A 22,582-nucleotide genomic window follows, 5' to 3' on the forward strand; every position below is an offset into this window, starting at 1 on the left:
TGATAAATGTGGGAGCTGGCTTGCCTGCGAAGGCGGTGGGTCAGCTGGCTTAGCTTTTACTGATACACCGCTTTCGCGGGCAAGCCCGCTCCCACATTGGAGCGGTGTCGGGCTCGGGATTCAGGGTTGGCACAAACAAGATTGGGAGCTGTGTTGGGCACAGGATTCAGGCCAGGCACAAATAAGATTGGGAGCTGTGTCGGGCTCGGGATTCAGGCCTGGCACCAATAAGATTGGGAGCTGTGCCTGGCACAGGATCAAGGCCTACCACATGATAAATGTGGGAGCTGGCTTGCCTGCGAAGGCGGTGGGTCAGCTGGCTTAGCTTTTACTGATACACCGCTTTCGCGAGCAAGCCCGCTCCCACATTGGAGCTGTGTTGGGCTCGGGATTCAGGCCAGGCACAAATAAGATTGGGAGCTGTGTCGGGCTCGGGATTCAGGGCTGGCCCAAACAAGATTGGGAGCTGTGCCTGGCACAGGATCAAGGCCTACCACTGATAAATGTGGGAGCTGGCTTGCCTGCGAAGGCGGTGGTTCAGCCACTGCATGAATTGGCTGAAAAAATGCCATCGCAGGCAAGCCAGCCCCCACCGTCACACCGCTCCAAAGGCGTAGGCCCGCTCCACCTTGCACACCCGCGTCTGAAACGCCGAGTACCAGGTGGAGCGCCCTTGCTCACGTACCGAGCGATGTTCTGCCTGCTGCTTCCACGCCAGGATCGCCGCCTCGCTGCTCCAGTACGAGACGGTAATCCCCAGGCCATTTTCACGCGCCGATTCCACGCCGAGAAACCCTGGCTGTTCGCGTGCCAGTTCCAGCATGCGGTTGGCGGCCTCGCCGTAGCCGTGATCACCTTCGGTGCGCAGTGAGCTGAAAATCACTGCGTAATACGGCGGGGTCGGTGTGGTGGCGATCATGCCACTGTCTCCTGGCATGCCTTGAGCAGGGCGATCGCCAACGGTGGCGTGATCCCCCTGAGGGCGGCGCGTTCTGGCTGAAACAACGTAGCGACAAAGAACGGATGGTCGAGCAACTCCACGGCGCGCAGGTCGCCCGCCGAGTCGTGCCCGCTGGGAATCAACTCGCGTTCCAGCAACGCCTGGGCAAATTCGGGGTTCATGCCGTAGCGGCAGCGATAGCCTTCCTCGATGTCGAGGGTGCCATAAGAGTCGGCGATGCGCGTGTAGGGGGTCAAACGCACGGTGTCAGTGGCCTCTACCAGCGAGCAGCTCAGCGGTGCGATCACCGCGCGTTGGGCCTGTGGCGCCAGTTCACCATGTTCCGCGTCGGCCCAGCCCAGCACGTTGCGGGCATATTCCAGCACCGCATGTTGAAAGCCGCCGCAGGTGCCGAGGAAAGGTCGCCGTTGTTCGCGGGCAAACCGGATGGCGCGCAAGGCGCCGTCAGTGTCGCGGTAAGGGCTGGCAGGCACGCACCAGAAACCGTCGAAACCGTGCAATGGGGTGGCGGGCGTGAGCGTGTCGGTGTCGATCCATTGCAGGTGAACCTTCAGCCCAAGGCTGTCGGCGGCCAGCTGCAACGCGACGGGAATGGCCTGGTGCGCGGGGACATCGGGGTTGTAGTCGCCGATCAGGGCGAGGTGCAGAGCAGTAGCTTTCATCGTGTGCGTCCCATGGCTTGTGGTGTCCTGGTGCGCACTATAGATTGGCGTTCACGCAATCAATATTGGCGTTTATCCACATGCTCATTGCAGCCACGCACTATCAAATTGACTACGCCGACTTGTCATTGATCCTCGCCCTGGTGCGCGGCGGCAGTCTGGCCCGGGCGGCGGCGTTGTTGCGGGTGGATGTGTCCACAGTATTTCGCGCGGTGCGCCGGCTGGAGGCCGCGTTAGGCCAGACGCTGTTTGAAAAGAGCCGCGCCGGTTACCTGCCCACCAGCTTGGCGAGCAACCTGGCGCAACAGGCCGAGCGCGCCGAGCAAGCGCTGGAGGCAGCGCGGGTTGGCGTGGAGCAGGGCGGTGAAGTGATCAGTGGCACGGTGCGCCTCACCTGCACCGACTCGGTGCTGCAAGGCCTGTTGCTGCCGGCGCTGGCGCAGTTCATGCCGCAGTTCCCGGCGCTGACCCTGGAGCTGAGCACCTCGAATGACTTTGCCAACCTCAGTCGCCGCGATGCCGACATCGCCCTGCGCCTGACAAGGACGCCACCTGAGCATCTGGTCGGTCGATGCCTGGGCACCGTGGCTTATCAGGTGTGCGCCAGCGCAGCCTACGCGCGCCAGCATCAAGGCCGGGCGCTGGCCGACCTGGCATGGATCGCCCCGGATGATTTCCTGCCCGACCATCCCACCGTGGTCTGGCGTCGCGAACATTTGCCGGGTGTACGCCCCAGTTATCGCTGCAACAGCATGTTGGCGGTCACCGAGCTGGTACGGGCGGGGCTGGGTGTGGCGGCGTTGCCGGATTTCCTCCTGGATGATGCCCTGCACCCGCTGGGCCCGGCATTGGCAGGGCACGACACGGCGCTATGGCTGCTGACACGTCCCGATTGCCGCGCCTTGCGCTCAGTGGTGACGCTGTTTGATGAGTTGGGACGACATGTGCAGGTCAAGCCGTCCCACACTGCATAGGCGCGGTTACTTGGGTTTTCGCACAAACTGCTCATGCATTTCGCACGTGAGTGTTTCGATTCGCTCAGTCAGCTGTTTGGTCATTTCTGTCAGCCGGGTGTTCTGCTCAAGTAGTTCCAGCAACTGCTTGGTGGTCTGCGCGGCCTGGGCCTGGCGTTCGGTATTGGCCACGGCCAGCGCTTCACGGTGCTGCGCATCGGCGTCCGACTGGGCTTTGTCGCGGGCGGCCTGGCGTGTCTGGGCCAGCAGGATCAACGGCGCGGCGTAGGCAGACTGCAAGCTGAAAGCCAGGTTGAGCAGGATGAACGGGTACACGTCAAAGTGGGTGATGCCGGTGATGTTCAGCACCACCCACAGGATCACGATCGCGGTTTGTGCGCCGAGAAAGGTCGGCGTACCGAAGAAGCGCGCAAACGCCTCGGCCTTGAGCGCGAAGGTGTCGTTGCCGAAGGTCGGCGCCAGGTGGGCGTGGACACGGTGGAAACGGAGGTGGTCGACGGGGGCGGTTGCAGGCTTGTCTGGGGTCATGGCGGGCTCGAATCTTCTGCTTGGAGACAATCAAGCACTATAGACCGAGCCCTCGGCCGCACACATGAAGATCGGGTCAGCCGTTGCCACGCTCATTGGCAAACGCACTGACAGCCTGCACCGCCTCGCTGGTGCCTTCACGAATCTGCAGGATCACCGTGCCGGCCTGGTTGGCCAATTCCACGCCCTGCGCGGCGCGGTCGCGGGTGGCGTCCATGCTGTCGATGGCCAGGCGGGTTTCTGCCTGAATCATCGCGATCATGCTGGATATTTCCGTGGTCGAGCCGCTGGTGCGCGCCGCCAACTGGCGCACTTCATCGGCCACCACGGCAAACCCCCGGCCCTGTTCGCCGGCGCGCGCGGCTTCGATGGCGGCGTTGAGGGCGAGCAGGTTGGTCTGGTCGGCGATGCCACGGATGGTGTTGACGATGGTGGTGATCTGCTGCGAGCGCTCGCCGAGCTTGGCGATCAGTTGCGACGAATCGTCGATATCTGCAGAAATATCACGCATGCCAGCGGCAGTTTTCTGAATCACTTCAGCGCCTTTTTCTGCCATGTCCTGGGTATGCAGGGACAGGTGATAGGCCTGGGCTGCACTCTGTGCATCGGCAGCATGTTGCTGCACGCGTGCGGTGACATCCGAAGCGAACTTCACCACTTTGCACAGGCGCCCGCTGGCGTCGTACACCGGGTTGTAGTTGGCTTCAAGCCAGACGGGCTGGCCATTTTTATCCACGCGCTCGAACTGGCCGCTGAACATTTCACCCTGGTTCAGGCGTCGCCAGAAATCACTGTATTGCGAGCTGGCTGCGGTCTGGGGCGTGCAAAACAGGCGGTGATGCTTGCCCTGGATCTGCGCCAGGCTGTAGCCCATGCGCTGCAGGAAATTGGTATTGGCGGTGAGGATGGTGCCGTCGAGGTTGAACTCGATCACGGCCATCGCCCGGCCGATGGCGTCCAGCTTGGCATTGGCTTCACTTTCGGCCTGCAGGCGCGGCGTGACGTCCATGGCGTACTTGACCACGCGAACCACTTGGCCGGCGTCATCGCGCACGGGGTTGTAGCTGGCCTCCAGCCACACCGACTGACCGTTGCCGGCTACTCGTTCGAAGGTGCCGGACTGGAATTGACCACTGCGCAGGTTCGACCACCACTGGCCATACTCGGCGCTGCGGGCGAAGTCGGGGGTGCAGAACATGCGGTGGGGCTGGCCCTCGACCTGCTCGGCGCGGTAGCCCATGGTCTTGAGGAAATTGTCATTGGCACGCAGCACGTTGCCGTGCAGGTCGAATTCGATCACGGCCATGGAGCGCTCGATGGCGTCCAGCAGGCTGGCCTGGTGGGTGACGGTGTGCTGCAGGGCACTGATGGTTTTCTTGTGGGCGTTGAATAGCATGTTCGGGGGCTCGGGCAAGCAAGCTGCAGGGAGTATCCATGTATATGCGCCTGCCCCCGTAAGGCCTATGCCGTACGGTTGACGTGCTCATTGTCAGCCTCCTTGTGCTGACAGCGGGGGTGGAACAACGGGTTAAGAGTGACCAGCCTGACAAGAAGTTCGCCCGATGGGCAGGACCTTTCTTGGGTAGTCGACGAGTGGTGGCATTATGATTTCATTTGCGCTGTTACGCGGAAGATTCAGACGAGGTGTCGTAGGACAACTTCAGGCGGAATGGGCGATCTTTTCCTCGCTGATGTTGACCCGATTGCGCCCGGTGTCCTTGGCGGCGTACAGCGCGCGGTCCGCGGCATTCAGCCACATGGCTGCATCGGTGAAGTACGGCTGGAAATCCGCCAGGCCGATACTCAGGCTCACCCGCAGTTCGGGGATTTGCGGGTTGCGGTAATTACTGAAGGTTTCGCGCATGCGTTCCATCAGTTGCGCGGCTTGTTCCAAGGGCATTTGCGGAAGAATCACACAGAACTCATCGCCCCCGTAACGTCCGGCCAGGTCGTTTTCCCGCAGGTTACGCCGCAGCTCGACGCTCAGTTGGCGCAATACTGCATCGCCGATGATATGGCCGTGGCTGTCGTTGATCTGCTTGAAGTGGTCGATATCGATCAAGGCGATGGTGGCGTGGCTTTGTTGTTGCTGGCACTTGTGAAACTTGAGGTGGAGCAGGTCTTTCCAGGAACCGTGATTGAGCAGGCCGGTGAGACTGTCGGTGCGGCTCAGGGCACTGAGGGCGCGTTTGTGTTCCGACAGCTTGATTGCCAACTGGTAGCAGACCATGCCGATGGCCATCGGGTAGAGGGTCAGCATCGGCAGGCAGGTATAGACCTGCAGCAGGCTGACGTCAGGATTGAACTGGAAGCCGAACAGCGTGCCTGCCACGCCGATCCCGAGGGCTTGTGCGAGCAGGCCGCGCAGGAACAGGCGCTTGCCGCCGGCGGCGACGTTGTTCATGGTCATCATCGACAGGATGGTCACGGCCGTCAGCGGGGTGAACTGCGTGGCGGCGGCCCAGAAACCGCCGAACAACGAGTCGTACAGCAGGTTGCGCTGCTCGGCCTTGTAGGGATACTGCGAGCGAGTCGACAGCTGATACGCCACGTGCGCCCAGGCGAACCCATTGAACAACAGCAAGGCCCAGACCCAGCCGGGCATCGCGAGCGGGTAGAGCGCACCGATGACACTGATGCAGCCAATGCCCAGGCCGATGATCCTTGGCTTGTAGATACGTTTGGCAAATGAAAGCCCTTTGCCTTGTCTGTTTTCCATAAATTCCCGGATCAACTCTGTTGCAGATACGACGACACACGTTCGCAGGATTAACCGTTGATCGGATAATGCCTGTGAATATTGTCAGTTATTCCCGTGGGAATAATCAGTGTCCTTCCAGGCCATTTGCGCAAAACAGAGGGCTAATACGTCAAAAACGACCTGGAATGTCGCACACGCAACAGGTTTTACGGCTGGCGGGGCGCAGTGACTTCATAGCCGGCCAGGAACAGATCAATGGCGGACTCGATGACGCTGGCCTGGTTGGCCGCATCCAGGGTGGGTTGGCCAAGGGTGATCTGTGGCCAGAAGGCGAAGGCCTTGAGCAGGCTCTGGATCTGGTGGGCGGCAAAGGCCGGGTCACTGCAATTGAGCCGTCCGTCTTCCTGCGCGGCGCGTACCCACTGGGTGAAGCCTTCTTCACGCTTGCTCAGACGGTTGACCATGTCTTGCGCGCGTTCCGGCGAATGAATGGTGGCGGCGATCGCCACGCGGGCCAGGTCGAGGAAGTTGGCGTCCGACATCATTTTCATCTTCGCCTCCAGCAACCCACGCAATTGTTCGCGCAATGGGCGGTCACTGGTATAGCTGACGTCGAGTTGGGCGACGCTGCTGGCCCAGAGTTGGTGGAGAATTTCGGCGAACAGCTCTTCCTTGCTGGGGAAGTGGTTGTACACCGTGCGCTTGGATACGCCGGCGGTGGCGGCGATCTTGTCCATGCTGGTGACCTCGAAACCGTTGGCGCGAAACTCGGCAATAGCCGCAGCCACGATGGCTTCGCGTTTACGGTCAGTGAGGCGTAGAGGGGCAGTCATGGGCGGCGCTCGGCTCGTCAGGGTAAATTACACTCAGTAGTTTACTTGCTCGGGGTTTTGTTGCAATCTAGAAACTACACTGTGCAGTGTAATTTTATGCGCGATCGGTAGGAGTCACTCAGTTATGGCCACGATTTCAAGCCGTCTCAAGCCTTCGCCTGCGGCGCCCAAGCCTGCCGAGCAGGACCAGGGGCATTTCAGCAACGACGCCCCGGTGCAGCACGGCGGCTTTGGCAAAACCTTGCGTATCTTTTGGAACATGCTGTTCAACAAACCGCGCAGCACGCGGCCGGTGGGGCAGATCCCGGTACAGCCGTTGACCCGCGAGCAGTTGCTGGCGGCTCCGGATCACAGTGTGTACCGCCTGGGGCATTCCACGGTGCTGCTGAAAATGCGCGGCAAATTCTGGCTGACCGACCCGGTGTTCGCCGAGCGTGCCTCGCCGTTCAGTTGGGCCGGCCCCAAGCGTTTTCATCAGCCGCCCATCAGCCTTGAAGAGTTGCCGCCGCTTGAGGCAGTGATTCTTTCCCACAACCACTACGACCACCTTGACCACAAGGCTGTCATCCAATTGGCCGACAAGACCCGGCACTTTCTTGCGCCGCTGGGCGTGGGCGATCTGCTGACCAAGTGGGGCGTGGATGCCAGCAAGGTGCGGCAACTGGATTGGTGGCAAGGCACAGAGGTGGATGGCCTGCGTTTTGTCGCCACGCCGGCGCAGCACTTTTCCGGACGCGGCCTGTTCGATGCCAACCAGACCTTGTGGTGTTCCTGGGTGATGATCGACGGCGCACGGCGGATCTTTTTCAGCGGTGACACCGGCTACTTCGATGGCTTCAAGCGCATCGGCGAACAGTACGGTCCGTTTGACCTGACGTTGATGGAAACCGGCGCTTACAACGTCGACTGGCCGCACGTGCATATGCAGCCGGAGCAAACCCTGCAAGCGCATATCGATCTCAAGGGCCGTTGGTTGCTGCCGATCCACAACGGCACTTTCGACCTGGCATTCCATGCTTGGCACGAACCGTTTGATCGCATCATGGCCCTGGCCTGGGAACGCAATGTCTCGATTACAACGCCGGCGATGGGGCAGGCGTTCAGTTTGAACCAGCCGGAACGTGGCAACGCGTGGTGGCTGGACGTGGAAACCCAAGGTGCCCAGGAGCGCCTGTTGAGCTGAGCTGTGGGAAAAGGAGTTTTCAAGCTGTTTCAGGGCTGCGACAGACGCCAGCCAAGGGTGCGATGATCCCCGGAAGTCGGTTTTTCGGGGGTACTTCTTATGGAAGGCAAAGGTAGGACATCTTGGCATGGGGGCACGTGCCCGACCGGGCACGCGGTGTCAGCGCTACTCGAGTCGGCAGTCTCGGCGCCCCTCCTCAAACAGTTGCTTAACGAACCGGCGAGTGCGCACGGTATCGCTTTTGGCAGCGACCCGCAGTCTCATGCCCACCCTGAAGGTCGCATTCCGATCCCTGGCTACACCTCTCCGGCTCTTCCGCTGAAACCGGTGCGTGATCCGTCGTTATCGTTGATTGCCTTGAGCGGCGTTGACCCTTCGGGGCCGGTCATGGTGGAGGTGCCCCTGGTGCAGAACAACAACGTCTTGGCGGTCAGCCAGGCATTGGCGGGCAGGCGCATCGGCTTCGCCGAGCGGTTTGTGCAGGGCGAGCCGCTGGAGCACACCGCCGCCTTCCTGAACGCGCTGGACGTGCTTCGCCGGGCCGGGGCGCAACTGGTGCCAGTGCTTGCACAGCGTAGCGATGACAGCCTGCTGTTCGACCTGCAGACCCGCAACGAAATCGACGCGCATGTGAGTGAAAATCGACTGGATGCGTTGGTGTCGGACAGCCGCAGCGCGGCGTTTCATGCGGCCTGCTGGACCGGCTACCCGGTGCATGGCGAGCCGCTCGAAGAGGGCGCGACGGTGTGGTTCTACGGTGCGCGTTGGTCGAAGGATGCGCTGCAGGCGCTGGTTCAGGAATACCGCAGCGCGCAAGGCCTGATGCCGGCACCGGTGCAATTACAGTGACCGGTTGTGTTGACTAATCCTACGCCGTGAACGCCTTGGGTCGGGCTGCCTGGGGCGCGAGGCCTTCTTAGACTGGTGATGGATCAACGTCGATCCCTCGTCATTTCTTAATCCTGAAGAGGTCTTATGATTGGTCTTGCATACGGTGTAGGGGCTGTCGTTCGGCAAGTCGCGCAGTCCTGGGTTGCCGACCCTGTGCCCGCAGTTTCAAAATCCGTAGCCCCAGGTACCGAGTACCTCAGTGTCAGCGAGCTCGGCGCGCACATGGCCAGGCCCGGCGGACTCACATCGGTGAGCCTGGTCAACTACCTGCAACAGCGCATTCTCAAGCTCGACCCGCAATTGAACGCCGTGATTGAGCTCAATCCGGATGCGCTGCGCACTGCTCGCGAGTTGGATCAGGAGCGCGCCAGTGGCAAGGTGCGCGGGCCGCTGCATGGTATTCCCATCCTGCTCAAGGACACCCTCGAAACCACCGCCATGCAAACCAGTGCGGGAGCATTCGGCTTGGTGGGTGCGGCCGTCGGCAAGAACGCCACGCTGGTCGATAACCTGATCAAGCAGGGCGCGGTGATCCTGGGGAAAACCAATATGACAGAGCTGGCCGGCTTTCGTGGCGCGCCCGATGGCTGGAGCAGCCGGGGCGGGCAAACACTTAACCCGCATCAGGCAGATGCTGACGTGGGGGGCTCCAGTTCCGGTTCGGCGGCCGCGGTCGCCGCCGGGCTGGCCCCCTTGGCCGTCGGGGCGGAGACGAATGGTTCGATCATCGTACCGGCGGCACTCAACGGCGTGGTCGGGCTCAAGCCCAGTGTCGGTTTGCTGGACCGTAACGGCATCATTCCGGCCAGCCGGCGACAGGACACGCCGGGCCCGATGGCACGCTCGGTGTATGACGTGGCGCTGATGCTCAATGCCATGTCAGGCCGCGACCCTGATGACCCGCATAGCGTGGGCGCTCCCGAAGGCGTGGACTACACGCGGTTGCTGGTACCCGGCGCGTTGACGGGCAAGCGTATTGGTTATCCGACGACGTTCAGTGCAAACGGCGAAATCCTGCCTGTGGTCAACAGTGCGTCATTCACGCGGACACTTGAGGTGCTGCGTGATCAAGGCGCGGTCCTTGTGCCCGTCGACATGCGCCTGGCCGACGCATCACGCTATGAGGAGTTGCTGCTCTCGGATGTGAAGGAGGAAATGAATGCTTACCTGGCCAAACGCCGCGGATTGCCAGTCAAGTCGTTGACGGAGCTGATCAAGTTCAATGAAGACCGCGACGGCACCGAGACCGATCACCAGCCGATGCTCAAGGAAATCGCTGCCTCCACTTTGACGCCGGATCAACGAGAGCCGCTGTGGAATGAGCTGATCGAGGATTTTCGCAGCACCGTGGATGATCCGATCAAGGCAGAAAACCTTGATGCCATGGTGACCGACTTCGAGACCAACGCTTATTTCGGCGTGGCCGCGGCGGGCTACCCGGGGATCACGGTGCCTTCCGGAACGAACGAGGACGGCCTGCCCACCAGTGCTTACTTTTTCGGCACCCGCTGGGCTGAACCGACCTTGCTGGCGGTGGCCCATGGGTATGAGCAGGCGGCCCAGGCGATGGTCAACCCCAGGCTCTGAAGCTACACACCACCGCGCGCGGCCGGGTTGTGGTGGTCCGGCTGGACCCTACGCGCCATTCGGTTGGGGCGTGGCTGAGTCAATGGATGTCGCAGTTGAGCCCATCAGCCGCGAAAGGATGGTGGGTGCTGCGGGCTCGGTCGGGTGGGTATCGAACCTGCGCACGCTCATGCCCCACCCCGGCGCAAACCCCGGGAAAAACACCAACCCTTCGGCCTCCAGGCGGAACGCCACGGCCAGGCGGGTTTCATCACCCACGTCGCCCAGGCTTTCGAATTGTTGGATGGCCTCCACCGTCACATCGGCCTGGCGCGCCAGGTCTTCGCGGCTCCAGCCCAGCATCGCGCGGGCCTGTACGCTGTGTTTGGCGGTGAATTGATGCAGGACGATCTGCTGATCGACGAAAGAGCGCATTGCCAGAGAGGACATGGAATTTCTCCAGGGTTCGACGGGGAGGACAAACTATACTGTGTTTTTGTACAGTTGTTTTGACCGCTCATCAACTGGATTTTTTTGATGGCTTTCAGCCCCCGGTTATTCCAGCCCCGGCGCCTCGCGAATAAGCAGGTGATCGAGGTTTTCGATATTCGCGCTGAACACCCCGAAGGTCTGCTCGGGGTTTTTCTTGCTCGGTACCTGTTTCAGCTCCGGCGTCACGCCGTAGAAGAAGCAGTACAACGCCCGGTCACTGTCTGCCGCCGCCCTGATCTGCTCCAGGAATACTGAGCGTTTGCGGTAGTTCTCGATGAGCTTTTTGCTCAGGTAGACGTTGACTGAATAGGGCTTCTTGTCGAGCCACACCTTCTTGTCGAAGTCGATGCGAAAGCTGCTGGTGTAGTCCTTGATCGCCTTGATCTTGCCCCAGTAGATCAGGCCCTTGTTGTCCTGCAGGTATTCGATCTTCTTGAAGAACGTCGAGTAGGTCGCGGTGTGGTCGCCGATCTTCAGCGGCATGCTTTTGAGCTTGTCCTTGTCGTCGATATTCGACACGAAGCATTCCACCGGGTGGGCAAACACGCTGGTTTTGTCCGGGGTGGTGTCGTGGGAACTGCCGGACGGGCTGGTGCGGCTTGACGGCGTTTTCTCAGGACCCTGTGGGAGTTGTCCTTGAGGGCTGGTAACCGGGGTTTTAGCCGCGTACGTACGCCGTGTCAGGACAAATTCCGATGGGAAGTTTTCCTCGCGCTCGTCGTCATTTTCGCCGGTCGCGGTCTTGTGGGTACTGGCGTAACGGCAGCCGTCGATATGCCGGGTGCTCGGGGTGTTCTTGAAGTGCGGGGTGCGCAGGTAGTTGACGTTCTTTGCGTTGAACGTGCTCAACACATTGCCTGCCTCGAAGGCTGCACGGCAGTCATCGTTGGGGCAGAGGAAACTGTCCTGGTCGGAATCGAAGGCGACGGTTTCGTCGAAATTCAGGTCACGTACGTCGTAGATCGACAGCTTGTCATCGAGACTCAGGCTGTAGGCCGTGTCGAATTTCATGGGGCTCGGGTCCGTGAGAAGTTTCTCTATTAATAGCCGGATCCCGCGTAAATATCAGCAAGAAACTGCGACCCGCCGCCCGCTCAAGAAGCACAGCGTGCCGCCGATGGCCGTCAGTGCACCCAGCGCATAAAACATGCTGGTCGGCGCGGCATTGATCAGCAGGTAGCCGCAAATCACCGGGCTCATCGCGCCGCCAAATGCCGCCAGGTTCTGCGCGCCGTAGTAACTGCCGCGCAGTGCATCCGGGGCGATGGTGTCGATGAACAGGAACTCCGACGGGTAGATGATCATCTCGCCCAGGGTGAACACAAACATCGCCAGGCACCAGGTGAGCAGGCTGTTGGCCAGGCTGAAACCGATCAACCCGAGGATGAACAGCAAGGTGCCGAGCACGATCCAGTAGCGCAATTGTTCACGCTTGAGAAAACGCCCGATCTGGTACTGCATCAAAATCACGGTAATGGCGTTGCAGGCCAGCACCGCCGACAAAATCTTCAGCGCCTCGGCAGGTTTGTAGGCAACCAGCAGAAATTGCGACAGATAAAGCGTATAGCGCCCGTGGACAATGGTGCTCAGCAGGCTGCCGCTGGTAAACAGGATCAACGTGCGATCACTGCGCAAGGTGCGCAGGGTGCTGAGGAAACTCAGGGGTTTGTTGCTGTCGTCGCGCTGGGTCGGCGGGATGCCGATCATCAGGAATACGCTGCCAAACGCGATGGCGCTGGCGATCAGGAACGGCGCCAGCTGCATGTGTCCGGCGATCACCACGCCGACCATCGGGCCGGTGGCGTAGCCGACGTTGGTCAGGGTGTAGCGCAGGGAAAACACCTTGGCGCGGTCGCCCACCGGCAGGTTCTCGCTGATGATCGCCTTGGAGCCGATCAGGAACAGCGCCGACGCGGCTTCGGTGATCACCAGGGTCAAGGTGGTGAGGTAGAGGTTGCTGGCAAAGGTCAGCAACAGAAAACCGATGGCGCTGGAGAGCATGGCCAGGATCAGCAGCTTGCGCTTTTCCAGGCGGTCGATGATGTAGCCGCCATACAGGCCCAGCAGGGTCGCGATGAAGACGGCAATCCCCATCAGCAGGCCGATGTCCTGTTGGTTGAGGCCCAGGCGGGTGCTCAGCAACAGGGCCAGCAAAGGGCTGGTCATGGCGCGGCTGACCACGATGGTCACCGAGCAGATCATCAGGCGGCGGATTACCAGGGAGTAGGTGGCCACGGTGGGGCGGATGTCCTTATTCTTGAGGCAGGTTACGATCTTTCATACACAACAGATCCCTTGTGGGAGCGGGCTTGCTCGCGAATGCGGCGGGTCAGTCGGTACATTCGTCGCTGACACACTGCATTCGCGAGCAAGCCCGCTCCCACATTTGGATCGAGTTACTGGCCGGAATTGATGGTGATCTTCTCGACCGCACCTTGCTCCAGATCCCACTTCTTGAGGATCTTGCCGTAGGTCCCATCTTCGACCATGCCCTGCAACGCCTCACTGATCGCGCTGACCAGCTCGGTATTGCTCTTCTCGATCCCCAACCCGGTGAACTGCTTGGAAATCGCCAGGCCTACCGGCTTGTACTTGCCCTTGTCCAACGACATCAAATAAGGAATCGTCTCGCTGCCCTGCATCGCCGCATCCAAACGGTTTTGCTGCAACTGGGCACGCGCGTCCGCCGAGCCTTCAGTGCCGATCACCACGATCGCTGGCTTACCTGCTGCTTCGCAGTTTTCCTTGCTCCACGCGGCAATTTCCGACGGCCAGGTCGTACGGCGGCTGGTGCCGACTTTTTTACCGCACAGGTCAGTCAATTCCTTGAGGTCTTCGCGCTTGGCCAGGGTGTACAGCTGTGGGCCACTGGTGAAGTAGTCGATAAACGTCACGGCTTTCTGGCGCTCGGCGGTGTCGCTCATGCCGGACAGCACGATGTCGACGCGCTTGGTGGTCAGCCCGCTGAGCATCTGCTCGAAGCCGGTTTCCTGCCATTTGATCTTCACGCCCAGGCGCTCGGCGAGGGCGTTGCCCAGGTCGAAGTCCAGGCCCGTGAGCTTGTTGGTGGCGGTGTCCTTGAAGTCCATCGGCGGGTAGTTCGGCACGATGGCCGCGCTGATCTCACCCTTGTCCTTGATTGCCGCCGGCAATGCCGCGAATACACACGAGGAGGCCATCAGGCCTGCGAGCAACGTTGGGATAAACAATGTTTTCATGGGGGCGTTCTCGTTAGTTTTCTAGTTAAGTGCGAACGGCAGAAATAAAGCTTTGGGTACGCGGGTTTTGTGGGCTTATTAGAATTTCTTCCGGGCTGCCGGCTTCCACAATCTGGCCGGCGTCCATAAACACCATGCGGTTGGAGACCTCGCGGGCGAAGCCCAACTCATGGGTGACCACGATCATGGTCATGCCGGTGGTGGCCAAATCGCGCATCACCGACAGCACTTCTCCTACCAGCTCCGGGTCGAGGGCTGACGTGGGTTCGTCAAACAACATCAGCTTGGGGCGCATCGCCAGCGCGCGGGCAATTGCCACACGCTGTTGCTGGCCACCGGACAATTCCACCGGGTAGGCATTGCGCTTGTCCGCCAGGCCGACGCGGGCCAGCAATTCCAGCGCGTCCTCGGTGGCTTCCTTGGGCGAACGCTTGAGCACCTGGCACGGGCCTTCGATGATGTTCTGCAGCACGGTCATGTGCGGGAACAAATTGAAGCGCTGGAACACCATGCCGGTGGCCAGGCGCTGGCGCGCGATCTGCGATTCATTCATTTCGTGCAACTTGTTGCCGACGACGCGGTAACCCACCAGTTCGCCGTCGACCCAGAGGCCACCCTTGTCGATTTTTTCCAGCTGGTTGACGCAGCGCAGCAGCGTGCTTTTACCCGAGCCGGACGGACCGATGATGCACATGACTTCGCCTTGCTCGACCTCGATATTGATGTCGCGCAGCGCGTGATACTGGTCGTAATACTTGTTCAGGTTGACGGCCTTGACGATGCTTCTCATGGGGCAAATCTCCTCAACCCAGACTTACGAACGCTTGCCGGCGCCGCGGGCAAAACGACGCTCGAGGCGGCTTTGACCAAATGAAAGAACAGTCACCACCGCCAGGTACCAGATGCCGGCAACAATCAGCAGCTCCATGACCCGCGCGTTGGCGTAGTAGATGTTTTGCGCGTTGTGCAGCAGCTCCGAGTACTGGATCACGCTGGCCAGGCTGGTCATTTTCACCATGCTGATGAACTCGTTGCCTACAGGCGGAATGATCACTCGCATCGCCTGCGGCAGAATTACCCTACGCAGCGCTTGCAGGCTCGGCATGCCGATGGACTTGGCGGCTTCGTACTGGCCGGTGTCCACCGACAGCAGGCCGGCGCGCACCACTTCAGCGGTGTAGGCGCCCTGGTTGATACTCAGGCCGAGCAGGGCAGCCACGAATGGCGTCATCAGGTCGACGGTGTCGATGCTGAACAGGCCGGGGATCGCGATCACCGGGAAAATCAGCGCCAGGTTGAACCACAGCAGCAGCTGCAAAATCAGCGGCGTGCCGCGAAACAGCCAGGTATAGGTGATGGCCACGTAACGCAGGATCGGGTTGGCCGACATGCGCATGATCGCCGTGATGACCCCGATCACCACCCCCAGCGCCATTGCCAGGATCGACATGACGATGGTGTTGACCAGGCCCCAGAGGATGGCCTCAGACGTGAGGAACTGACCGATGTATGACCATTCGATCTGGCCATTGGCGAAGGCGCGCAACAGCGCGGCCAGTGCGATCACGATCAACGTGGCAAAAAACATCCGTCCGTAATAACGACGCGGCACGTGCTCGTACTGCGTGATATCGAACTGGTTCTCGGACAACTTGCGCTCGGCTTCCAAGCGCTCCGCCGGGGTTTGGTTCATGGTGCTACTCCACTGCTGTACTCGATCCAACGGTTAAAACACGGTCCAAATGTGGGAGCTGGCTTGCCTGCGAAAGCGCCAGCAAACTCACCACAAAGGCCCAGGTTTAAATCCGAAACCCCTGATAACTTTCAGCCCACTGCTGCTGAGCCGCCAACGCCACCTTCAACCGCCCAATCTGCTCCCGAACCCGCTCCGGCGCCGTCCCGCCCCAGCCACTGCGCGCCGCAATCGCCGCCTCCAGGGTCAAGCAGTCGCGCACTTCCGGCAGCAACCGAGCATCCACCTCTGCCAACATCGCCGGCGAGGCTTCCCACAATTCAATCTCATGCTTCTCACAGGCCTGCACCAAGGCGCCGGTAATCTCATGCGCCTCCTTGAACGGCACACCGCGCGTTGCCAACCAATCCGCCACCTCAGTCGCCAGGGTGAAACCCATCGGCGCCTGACGCCGCAGCTCTTGCACCTGCACTTTCATGGTCGCAACCATCCCGGCCATCGCCGGCAGCACCAGCAGCAAAGTGTCCACGCTGTCCAGCACGCTGTGCTTGTCTTCACTCAAATCGCGGTTGTACGACAGCGGCAGCGACTTGAGCGTCGACATCAACCCGGTCAAGTTGCCGATCAAGCGCCCAGCCTTGCCCCGGGCCAATTCGGCAATGTCCGGGTTCTTCTTCTGCGGCATGATCGAGCTGCCGGTAGCGTAGGCATCGTCCAGTACCACCCAGCGAAATTGGCGCGAAGACCACAGGCAAAACTCTTCCGACAGGCGCGAAATATTCACCCCAAGCATGCCGGCCACGAACAGGAATTCCGCCACATGGTCACGGCTGGCGACCGCATCAATGGAGTTTTCGCACGGTCCGGTGTAGCCCATTTCCTTGGCCGAATGCTCCGGCTGGCGCGCAATCGCCGACCCGGCCATGGCGGCCGCGCCCAACGGCGACAACGCCGTACGCGCATCCCAATCGACCAGACGCTGCACATCGCGCAGCATCGACTGCGCATGCGCCAACAGGTGATGGGCAAACACAATCGGTTGCGCCTGCTGCAAGTGGGTAAAGCCCGGGCAGATGCTCTCCACATGCTGCTCAGCCTGCTCCACCAACGCCTGCTGCAACGCGAGTACCTCGGTGGTGATGGTGCGTGCGTGGTCGCGTAGGAAAAGGCGCAGGTCGTTGGCCGTCTGGTCATTACGCGAACGCCCGGCGCGCAACTTGCCGCCCAGGGCGCCCAGGCGCTCGGTCAATACGCGTTCGATGAAGGTGTGCACATCCTCATCATCCAGCGTCGGATGCAGGCGGCCGGCGGCGAAGTCCTCGCCGATCCGGTCCAGGGCCTCCAGGGTGCGCAGGGTCTCCGACTCATCCAGCAAACCGGCGCGCTGCAACTCACGGGCATGGGCACGGGAGCCGGCCAGGTCGTAGGGCGTCAGGCGGAAATAGCGCTCAGGGCAACGGGACAACGCGGCCAATGCTGCAGACGGACCGGTCTTGAAACGAGCGCCCCAAAGGCGGTCGGTGGGCTGGGACATGGGTATTCCTCACGCTTGTTTTTAGAAGAGTCGGAGGCAGTAAAAATAAGTTTTCAACTAGACTGAATCAGCGTCTGACGCGCCGTATTCAAGGTTGCCAAGGGCGGATGTTTATGTTCATTATCGCCGCCTGGCTGTGTTCAAGGATTGGGTCAAAGCCTGTTGAATATGGCACTTGAGGTCAACGCGTATTATGGAAACTCCACTTTCCACTTCTGGAAACCTGCCACCCAAACCCGGCACAAGACCGCCCCTGCAATTGAGCGGACTGGACTTCAAATTGCTCCGGGTATTTATGGCTGTGGTCGAGGCTGGCGGCTTCAGCGCTGCACAAAACGAGCTGAACGTGGGCCTGGCAGCGATCAGCAAGCAGATCTCCGACCTGGAAATCCGCATCGGTATGCGCCTGTGTACGCGGGGCCGGGAGGGCTTTGGGCTGACCGAAGAAGGCAAGTTGGTGTATCAGGCGTCCATCGAGTTATTTACCTCGGTCGACAGTTTTCGCGACAAGCTTAGTTCGGCGCAAAATGAACTGATCGGCGACCTTAGTGTGGGCGTTATTGATACTACCGTCTCCGATATCAACTCGCCGCTTATTGACGCGTTGAGGAAATTGCACAGCGAATCGCCAAAAATAAGATTGCGCCTACAGGCCTCGCAACTTGACGAAGTTGAGCGTGGCGTCGTGGAAGGGCGGCTGATTGTCGGCATCGTGCCGGTGTACCAGCGCCGTGAGGAATTCGACTATTTCCCGCTGTATGAAGAAAAAGCCCACGCTTACTGCGCCGTAGGACATCCACTGTTCAATGCGAGCGACATCACTCCTGAAGTGTTGCGCCAATACGAAGTGGTCAACCACCGGTACGCGATCCACCGCGACAAGGCCAACTTCGTCACCTACGACAGCCAGTCCGCCTCGGCCTCACAAGTGGAAGCCGTCGCCATCCTGATCCTGACCGGCCGCTTCCTGGGCTTCCTGCCAGAACACTACGCTGCGCCGCTGGTAAGGGAAGGGCGCCTACGCGCACTGTGCCCGGACCACGTGCACCTGAGCACCGCCGTCAACCTGATCCTGCGCCACAACGCCCCGCGCAGCCCCATGGTAAAAGCCTTCGCCACCGCCCTGGGCGTAGACCTCAAGGCCGCAACATAACGCTAACGCCAAGCGCCGATCCCGACACGACATCAATCAACTGTGGGAGTTGTCGAGCCCCAGCGAGGCTACGAAGGGATCACCTCGGTCACCCGCCGACCCCACCCACCCGCATCACCGCTGCAACTTGCCCTGCTTCTTCTTCGAATGAAAATGCCGGAAATGCGCATCCTGCGCCGCCGCCAGCAACTCCCGATCCCCGCGCGTATCGCCCCAGGCCCGCAGCCGATACTCCCCCAGGTCCCCATACACCGCTTCAAGGCGCAGCACCTTATTCTCACAGCGGCAGTTATTCCCGGTGAGCTTGCCGGTCAACACCCCATCCACCACTTCAAGCTCAGTCCCAATCAATTTGATCCCGAGCCGGTCAGCAAACGGCTGCAACACCAACGCCGGCGACGCCGAACACAACGTCACCACCGCCCCCGAGCCCAACTCCTGCTCCACTGACAGCACGCCCGCCGGGCGCATCAACCGCGCCCAATTGCGCTGGCAATACTCCTCGGCCTTCTGCTGCACCCACGACTTCTCGACCCCGGTCATAAAGGTGCGAATCAACTGCGCCTTCAACTCATCCCGGCTGATCAGCCGCAGCAAAAAGCGCAGCCCAGGCACCGCCAGCTTGACCATCCGGCCATAGAACTCGCCAGGGCCAAAGGCAAACTTGAGGAACGGCACAAAACTGTCGTGATGGGTCAGGGTGCCGTCGAAGTCAAAGACGGAAAGTACTTTGGCATCCACAGGGCCGGCTTCGAGCATGTCTGGGTTCACGGGTTGGCCTCGGTCCTATCTAGTGTTTTTTGAGTGTGCATCAGGTGTGACAGCAGGAGTTTACTCCCGTGCCAATCTTCCAACTTTGCTGTAAAGCGCTGCAGTGAAAGCGTTCCGATCACTCGACCGGTGACAACGCTGATGGCAATTGGGGCACAAGGCTACAGCATTGGTGATGCGATCCGAACCCTTCTGGGCGAGGTGCTTGACGTGATGTACTTCAAGAAATGGCAAACCATCGACCTCGAACGGTGCGTTTGAATCGCAGCCTTCGCAGATGCCCTTGGCTTCTTTTAGTACCCAGGCGCGGACCTTTGGGTCGCGAACGAAGGCGGTACTGACGGTAGAAACTTTCTGCGGTTTCGCAATGCCGTCCGGTAGTTTTGGGAAAGGCTGCTGCTGCAGTTTGGACGCGCGGCGAATAAGCGTTTGCTCATCTGCTGTTTGGGCAGCGTCTTCGGATTCGAATACACCCTGTGCGGCGAGGGCTTGGCGGATGCGTTGTTCTACGCCTGTGCCCACGTTCTTCGCAGGCTTATAGCCTTCGATGCGGTCCCAACCCATACGGACGAGCACGGTGGAGATGTTTTGCATGCGGAATTCGATGGAGCCCTTTGCGCGGCCTGCCACCGGGCCTTCGCGCAGGAGGCGGTTTTCGAGGGCCTTGTTGAACGTTTGGCCGTTCTTTTCCCAGGCCAACATCTTCAGGTACGCCTCGACCGCAGCTGCCAGCTCCGCGTCGCTCCAGTCCGTTTTGTCTTTCGTAATATCCATACAGCCGCCGAGGGTAGAAAACCCTCGGACGATACTGAGTAGCCATTATGGCGTCTACGAAATTTCCTACGACTTGATAGGATTTGGCGGTCGTCTTCGTTAGTAAATTCGCTGCTTCATTCGGAAAGGTTGAGTGACCTTGCGCCACCACGGATTCCTTGCTGACTCTTTCCAATAGGTTCGATTGACCAACAGATACGGCATATCCCGAAGTCGTCCCCAGCCTTCATCTTGCTAATGCAACAGGTTTAACGAAATCTCTGGCCATCGCAACGTGCTCAACTGCGGGCGATCTACTGTCTTTGGCTGACGCGCGTCCCGAAGCGTTGGACTCACGGATCATCAGCATTTCTTGCGGCTGACCGTGAAACAGCAGATTTATGGTTTTTCGTTGGTGTTCATCGAGCTTGGTGTCGTTCGCTCATCCAAATACCAGCCCATCAAATGCCCAAGATTGCGAGCGCAGAACTACGGTTGGTTTTCCAGAAGAAGGGCGTGCAACAGGAGGTATTGACGTGTAGAGACAGTAGAGGAAAAGGGGGCGCGCATGACGCATCACCTCTATCAGAGGTGCTTAAAGAGCAGTTCTTACGCAGTGGATAGCCTTTCGCGAGGACAGTGAAAATTCTAGGCATTTCAATTACCTTTGTATGATGTCAGCTTTCTAAGGGCTAGGCGCCGGGAGTTAAGAAGCCCCACACAGAGGGCTGGACATATTCCACTTTCGGGCCTTGTATTAGCCCACTCCCGGCATAACAGAGATTTTCTAAGCTCACGTGGAAACCGCAGGAACAAAAAAGCCGCTACTGTCGGGTGCGATCAGTTCGCTGCGTGAGGTGTTTCTTAGGCACCGCTGTGAAGATTTAAGGGAGCTTGCTAAACGCGTCAATACACGCCTGAAGGCAAATGGATGTTTCTTTTCTTTAAAATCTCCTATCGGAGGATCGACGCCAATATTTTTCGGTGATATCGTTCGGCCACTCTCCTCGGGAGGGAACGGAACTGCCAGATAGGGCTTAGCCCTTATGGCCGCAGAGTTTATCCACGGCTCTGTGGAAGAGGTTGGATAATTATTTTTACTAGGTCGGCTCCGTGGAAAACCCAGGCGAAAGCTTGGGTTTTTTGTTATAGGAAGGGGGATAAAATGGATTTAGAGTTTCGTATAAAAGAGGCTATCGAGGCGGAAGCCAAAAAACTCATCGATCGCTATCAGCAATATCAAAATACTCTTCATTTAGAATACTCTCGGAAAAAAAGTCGTTTAAAAAATGTTGCCCCTAAAGTCGTTAAAACACCAGAAGCCTGGGGGCAAGGTCGGTTGCATAATCCATTTTATGTTCACCGAAAATCCGCAAGTATCGCCAAATCGATAGCAAAGAAAATTCGAGATAATTGTTATTGTCCCAATCCACCTTTTATGCATAATGTAGTAAAGCCAGGTGGAGGAGTACGTAGTATTTCTGTATATCAAGTCCCAGATGCTGCAATTTCTCGGCTATTTTACTCAGGGCTGTTACAGAAAAATAAGCATCGATTCAGTTCTTATTCATATGCTTATCGAGATGATCGGAATGTGCATTTTGCAATTCAAGATGTCGCTGTCGATTTGGATTCTTTGTCACGTGTCTTTGTTGCAGAATTTGATTTTTCCGATTTTTTTGGATCTATAAGTCACTCCTATCTGTTGGCTCAGCTTGAATTAAATGGGTTTATGGTGAGCAGTGATGATCTCCAAATTATTAAAGCGTTTTTGGTGTCTCATGGCCAGGTAGGAATTCCGCAAGGCACTTCCATTTCTTTGTTTCTAGCTAATCTGGTTTGTTGGGCTCTTGACAAAAAGCTAGAGCGCTGCGGCGTTAAATTTGCTAGATATGCTGATGATACAATTGTCTGGTCTCAAGATTATGCAAAAATTTGCGAAGCATTTGAATGCTTTGATGAATTCTCTCGAGTTGCGGATATTAAAATCAACACAGTTAAGTCGGCAGGAATAAATCTGTTGAAAAGAAAAGGATTGCCGGCTGAGATGTCATCAAAAGAAAAAATTGATTTTCTTGGCTATTCACTTTCGCTCGGAAGCGTGTCGATAAAAAACAACGCTGTATCTAAGATTAAAGATCAAATTGCTTATATATTATCAAAGCATCTTTTGCAGCCTTTAAATTCAACGCCGCTGCGTGCATTGATAATTCCTGCAAATGGTAAAGATAAAGCGCTTTTAAGTGCCATGGCTGAAATTCGTCGCTACCTTTATGGGGGGTTGACGGCACAGCAGATTTTAAATTATTTAAATGGAAGGACGAGGCGTATCTATTTTAAAGGTCTGATGAGCTATTATCCTTTAGTTTCTGATCTCGAACAATTGAAAATGCTCGATGGGTGGTTGGTTTCTGCAGTTCATCGCGCTGTTAGAGCTAGAAATAAGCTTTTGCTTCGTCATGGTTTTGCTCGCGGTCATTCTTTTCCCTTTAACGTTTCTCGGGGTACTCTGGTTCGTAGATACAGGGAGCAACACGTTTCCGGTAAAGTAACCTACGATGTTCCAAGTCTTTCACTACTTCATCGAGCCTTAACACAGGCTATGACGGAAGCAGGTATTGAAAAGGTAATGAATATAAGGTCGTTGTCCTATATGTATTGAAAGCTTA

At 58.5% G+C, this 22,582-nt stretch carries 21 protein-coding genes and 2 pseudogenes; 6 read left to right on the forward strand and 17 right to left on the reverse strand.

The features are described from left to right. Positions 1–595: 595 nt before the first annotated feature. Entirely contained in the window at positions 596–919 is a 324-nt protein-coding gene (locus AC07OJ_RS15045; protein WP_120449611.1) for an antibiotic biosynthesis monooxygenase family protein, read from the reverse strand. Beyond that, entirely contained in the window at positions 916–1,623 is a 708-nt protein-coding gene (locus tag AC07OJ_RS15050) for a CTP synthase C-terminal region-related (seleno)protein (RefSeq protein ID WP_201145753.1), read from the reverse strand. Before AC07OJ_RS15050 ends, AC07OJ_RS15045 begins: the two co-directional genes overlap by 4 nt. 80 nt (positions 1,624–1,703) lie before the next feature. On the opposite strand from AC07OJ_RS15050, the gene AC07OJ_RS15055 reads away from it, so the two are divergent. Continuing rightward, a complete protein-coding gene (locus AC07OJ_RS15055; RefSeq protein WP_315415147.1) occupies positions 1,704–2,597 on the forward strand; it encodes a LysR substrate-binding domain-containing protein in 894 nt (297 codons plus the stop codon). Between the two features lie 6 nt (positions 2,598–2,603). Here AC07OJ_RS15055 and AC07OJ_RS15060 read toward each other — a convergent pair whose 3' ends face one another. From AC07OJ_RS15060 to AC07OJ_RS15080, 5 genes and pseudogenes are all read right to left on the reverse strand, one after another. Continuing rightward, positions 2,604–3,125, reverse strand: a complete 522-nt coding sequence (locus tag AC07OJ_RS15060; RefSeq protein WP_065909162.1) for a DUF1003 domain-containing protein — start codon at positions 3,123–3,125, stop codon at positions 2,604–2,606. 76 nt (positions 3,126–3,201) lie between these two features. Then, entirely contained in the window at positions 3,202–3,681 is a 480-nt protein-coding gene (locus AC07OJ_RS15065; protein ID WP_495006971.1) for a methyl-accepting chemotaxis protein, read from the reverse strand. A gap of 69 nt (positions 3,682–3,750) precedes the next feature. Beyond that, positions 3,751–4,521 (reverse strand): annotated as a pseudogene (locus AC07OJ_RS15070) (PAS domain-containing protein); the annotation flags it as partial. 264 nt (positions 4,522–4,785) lie between these two features. Next, positions 4,786–5,844, reverse strand: coding sequence for a diguanylate cyclase (locus AC07OJ_RS15075; RefSeq protein WP_106802822.1), 1,059 nt, complete (start codon positions 5,842–5,844; stop codon positions 4,786–4,788). Positions 5,845–6,032: 188 nt separating this feature from the next. Then, a complete protein-coding gene (locus AC07OJ_RS15080; protein WP_106802823.1) occupies positions 6,033–6,659 on the reverse strand; it encodes a TetR/AcrR family transcriptional regulator in 627 nt (208 codons plus the stop codon). A 124-nt stretch (positions 6,660–6,783) separates the two neighbouring features. Between AC07OJ_RS15080 and AC07OJ_RS15085 the strand changes: the two genes are divergently transcribed. The 3 genes from AC07OJ_RS15085 to AC07OJ_RS15095 all read left to right on the forward strand — a co-directional run bounded on the left by AC07OJ_RS15085 (position 6,784) and on the right by AC07OJ_RS15095 (position 10,320). Further along, positions 6,784–7,842, forward strand: a complete 1,059-nt coding sequence (locus AC07OJ_RS15085) for an MBL fold metallo-hydrolase (protein ID WP_495094740.1) — start codon at positions 6,784–6,786, stop codon at positions 7,840–7,842. A gap of 156 nt (positions 7,843–7,998) precedes the next feature. Beyond that, on the forward strand, positions 7,999–8,691 hold the full coding sequence (locus tag AC07OJ_RS15090; RefSeq protein WP_495094741.1) for a hypothetical protein: 693 nt from the start codon (positions 7,999–8,001) through the stop codon (positions 8,689–8,691). Between the two features lie 126 nt (positions 8,692–8,817). Continuing rightward, the gene (locus AC07OJ_RS15095; RefSeq protein ID WP_495094742.1) at positions 8,818–10,320 is read left to right on the forward strand and encodes an amidase family protein; all 1,503 of its coding nucleotides are present in this window, start codon (positions 8,818–8,820) and stop codon (positions 10,318–10,320) included. A gap of 48 nt (positions 10,321–10,368) precedes the next feature. Here the strand turns inward: AC07OJ_RS15095 and AC07OJ_RS15100 are convergent, their stop codons facing one another. The 7 genes from AC07OJ_RS15100 to argH form a co-directional block, all read right to left on the reverse strand. Then, entirely contained in the window at positions 10,369–10,749 is a 381-nt protein-coding gene (locus AC07OJ_RS15100) for a helix-turn-helix domain-containing protein (RefSeq protein WP_495094743.1), read from the reverse strand. A 105-nt stretch (positions 10,750–10,854) separates the two neighbouring features. After that, positions 10,855–11,802: a hypothetical protein gene (locus AC07OJ_RS15105; protein ID WP_106802828.1), complete on the reverse strand. Its 948-nt coding sequence runs from the start codon at positions 11,800–11,802 to the stop codon at positions 10,855–10,857. Positions 11,803–11,856: 54 nt separating this feature from the next. Next, positions 11,857–13,026, reverse strand: coding sequence for an MFS transporter (locus AC07OJ_RS15110; RefSeq protein ID WP_201145746.1), 1,170 nt, complete (start codon positions 13,024–13,026; stop codon positions 11,857–11,859). A 161-nt stretch (positions 13,027–13,187) separates the two neighbouring features. Further along, complete coding sequence (locus AC07OJ_RS15115; RefSeq protein ID WP_495006964.1) at positions 13,188–14,009, reverse strand: ABC transporter substrate-binding protein; 822 nt, start codon at positions 14,007–14,009, stop codon at positions 13,188–13,190. A 25-nt stretch (positions 14,010–14,034) separates the two neighbouring features. Then, positions 14,035–14,799: an amino acid ABC transporter ATP-binding protein gene (locus AC07OJ_RS15120; protein ID WP_016974699.1), complete on the reverse strand. Its 765-nt coding sequence runs from the start codon at positions 14,797–14,799 to the stop codon at positions 14,035–14,037. Between the two features lie 24 nt (positions 14,800–14,823). Next, positions 14,824–15,702 (reverse strand): amino acid ABC transporter permease, encoded by an 879-nt coding sequence (locus tag AC07OJ_RS15125; RefSeq protein ID WP_017134649.1) that lies wholly within the window; start codon positions 15,700–15,702, stop codon positions 14,824–14,826. 106 nt (positions 15,703–15,808) lie between these two features. Further along, positions 15,809–17,236 carry an argininosuccinate lyase gene (gene argH / locus AC07OJ_RS15130; protein ID WP_106802830.1) on the reverse strand — a complete coding sequence of 476 codons (1,428 nt, stop codon included), beginning with the start codon at positions 17,234–17,236 and terminating at the stop codon, positions 15,809–15,811. A gap of 193 nt (positions 17,237–17,429) precedes the next feature. Between argH and AC07OJ_RS15135 the strand changes: the two genes are divergently transcribed. After that, entirely contained in the window at positions 17,430–18,389 is a 960-nt protein-coding gene (locus tag AC07OJ_RS15135; protein WP_213554507.1) for a LysR family transcriptional regulator, read from the forward strand. Positions 18,390–18,503: 114 nt separating this feature from the next. Here AC07OJ_RS15135 and AC07OJ_RS15140 read toward each other — a convergent pair whose 3' ends face one another. The 3 genes and pseudogenes from AC07OJ_RS15140 to AC07OJ_RS15150 all read right to left on the reverse strand — a co-directional run bounded on the left by AC07OJ_RS15140 (position 18,504) and on the right by AC07OJ_RS15150 (position 20,483). Further along, positions 18,504–19,148 (reverse strand): HAD-IB family hydrolase, encoded by a 645-nt coding sequence (locus AC07OJ_RS15140; protein ID WP_065909191.1) that lies wholly within the window; start codon positions 19,146–19,148, stop codon positions 18,504–18,506. A 72-nt stretch (positions 19,149–19,220) separates the two neighbouring features. Continuing rightward, positions 19,221–19,934: an HNH endonuclease gene (locus AC07OJ_RS15145; RefSeq protein ID WP_495094744.1), complete on the reverse strand. Its 714-nt coding sequence runs from the start codon at positions 19,932–19,934 to the stop codon at positions 19,221–19,223. A gap of 99 nt (positions 19,935–20,033) precedes the next feature. Further along, a pseudogene (locus AC07OJ_RS15150) lies at positions 20,034–20,483 on the reverse strand (BRO-N domain-containing protein). Between the two features lie 595 nt (positions 20,484–21,078). On the opposite strand from AC07OJ_RS15150, the gene AC07OJ_RS15155 reads away from it, so the two are divergent. Further along, positions 21,079–22,575: a reverse transcriptase domain-containing protein gene (locus tag AC07OJ_RS15155; protein ID WP_495094745.1), complete on the forward strand. Its 1,497-nt coding sequence runs from the start codon at positions 21,079–21,081 to the stop codon at positions 22,573–22,575. The last annotated feature ends 7 nt before the right edge of the window (positions 22,576–22,582 follow it).

Source organism: Pseudomonas sp. GW821-FHT09C08 (assembly GCF_059418125.1).

Excerpts from the sequence above, each read along its gene's own strand:
- AC07OJ_RS15085 (WP_495094740.1), top strand. The coding sequence starts at position 6,784 with ATGGCCACGATTTCAAGCCGTCTCAAGCCTTCGCCTGCGGCGCCCAAG.
- AC07OJ_RS15095 (WP_495094742.1), top strand. The coding sequence starts at position 8,818 with ATGATTGGTCTTGCATACGGTGTAGGGGCTGTCGTTCGGCAAGTCGCG.
- AC07OJ_RS15120 (WP_016974699.1), bottom strand. The coding sequence starts at position 14,799 with ATGAGAAGCATCGTCAAGGCCGTCAACCTGAACAAGTATTACGACCAG.
- AC07OJ_RS15105 (WP_106802828.1), bottom strand. The coding sequence starts at position 11,802 with ATGAAATTCGACACGGCCTACAGCCTGAGTCTCGATGACAAGCTGTCG.
- AC07OJ_RS15145 (WP_495094744.1), bottom strand. The coding sequence starts at position 19,934 with ATGGATATTACGAAAGACAAAACGGACTGGAGCGACGCGGAGCTGGCA.
- AC07OJ_RS15045 (WP_120449611.1), bottom strand. The coding sequence starts at position 919 with ATGATCGCCACCACACCGACCCCGCCGTATTACGCAGTGATTTTCAGC.
- AC07OJ_RS15080 (WP_106802823.1), bottom strand. The coding sequence starts at position 6,659 with ATGACTGCCCCTCTACGCCTCACTGACCGTAAACGCGAAGCCATCGTG.
- AC07OJ_RS15155 (WP_495094745.1), top strand. The coding sequence starts at position 21,079 with ATGGATTTAGAGTTTCGTATAAAAGAGGCTATCGAGGCGGAAGCCAAA.
- AC07OJ_RS15140 (WP_065909191.1), bottom strand. The coding sequence starts at position 19,148 with ATGCTCGAAGCCGGCCCTGTGGATGCCAAAGTACTTTCCGTCTTTGAC.
- AC07OJ_RS15065 (WP_495006971.1), bottom strand. The coding sequence starts at position 3,681 with ATGGCAGAAAAAGGCGCTGAAGTGATTCAGAAAACTGCCGCTGGCATG.
- AC07OJ_RS15100 (WP_495094743.1), bottom strand. The coding sequence starts at position 10,749 with ATGTCCTCTCTGGCAATGCGCTCTTTCGTCGATCAGCAGATCGTCCTG.
- AC07OJ_RS15115 (WP_495006964.1), bottom strand. The coding sequence starts at position 14,009 with ATGAAAACATTGTTTATCCCAACGTTGCTCGCAGGCCTGATGGCCTCC.
- AC07OJ_RS15060 (WP_065909162.1), bottom strand. The coding sequence starts at position 3,125 with ATGACCCCAGACAAGCCTGCAACCGCCCCCGTCGACCACCTCCGTTTC.
- AC07OJ_RS15135 (WP_213554507.1), top strand. The coding sequence starts at position 17,430 with ATGGAAACTCCACTTTCCACTTCTGGAAACCTGCCACCCAAACCCGGC.
- AC07OJ_RS15075 (WP_106802822.1), bottom strand. The coding sequence starts at position 5,844 with ATGGAAAACAGACAAGGCAAAGGGCTTTCATTTGCCAAACGTATCTAC.
- AC07OJ_RS15125 (WP_017134649.1), bottom strand. The coding sequence starts at position 15,702 with ATGAACCAAACCCCGGCGGAGCGCTTGGAAGCCGAGCGCAAGTTGTCC.
- AC07OJ_RS15050 (WP_201145753.1), bottom strand. The coding sequence starts at position 1,623 with ATGAAAGCTACTGCTCTGCACCTCGCCCTGATCGGCGACTACAACCCC.
- argH (WP_106802830.1), bottom strand. The coding sequence starts at position 17,236 with ATGTCCCAGCCCACCGACCGCCTTTGGGGCGCTCGTTTCAAGACCGGT.
- AC07OJ_RS15055 (WP_315415147.1), top strand. The coding sequence starts at position 1,704 with ATGCTCATTGCAGCCACGCACTATCAAATTGACTACGCCGACTTGTCA.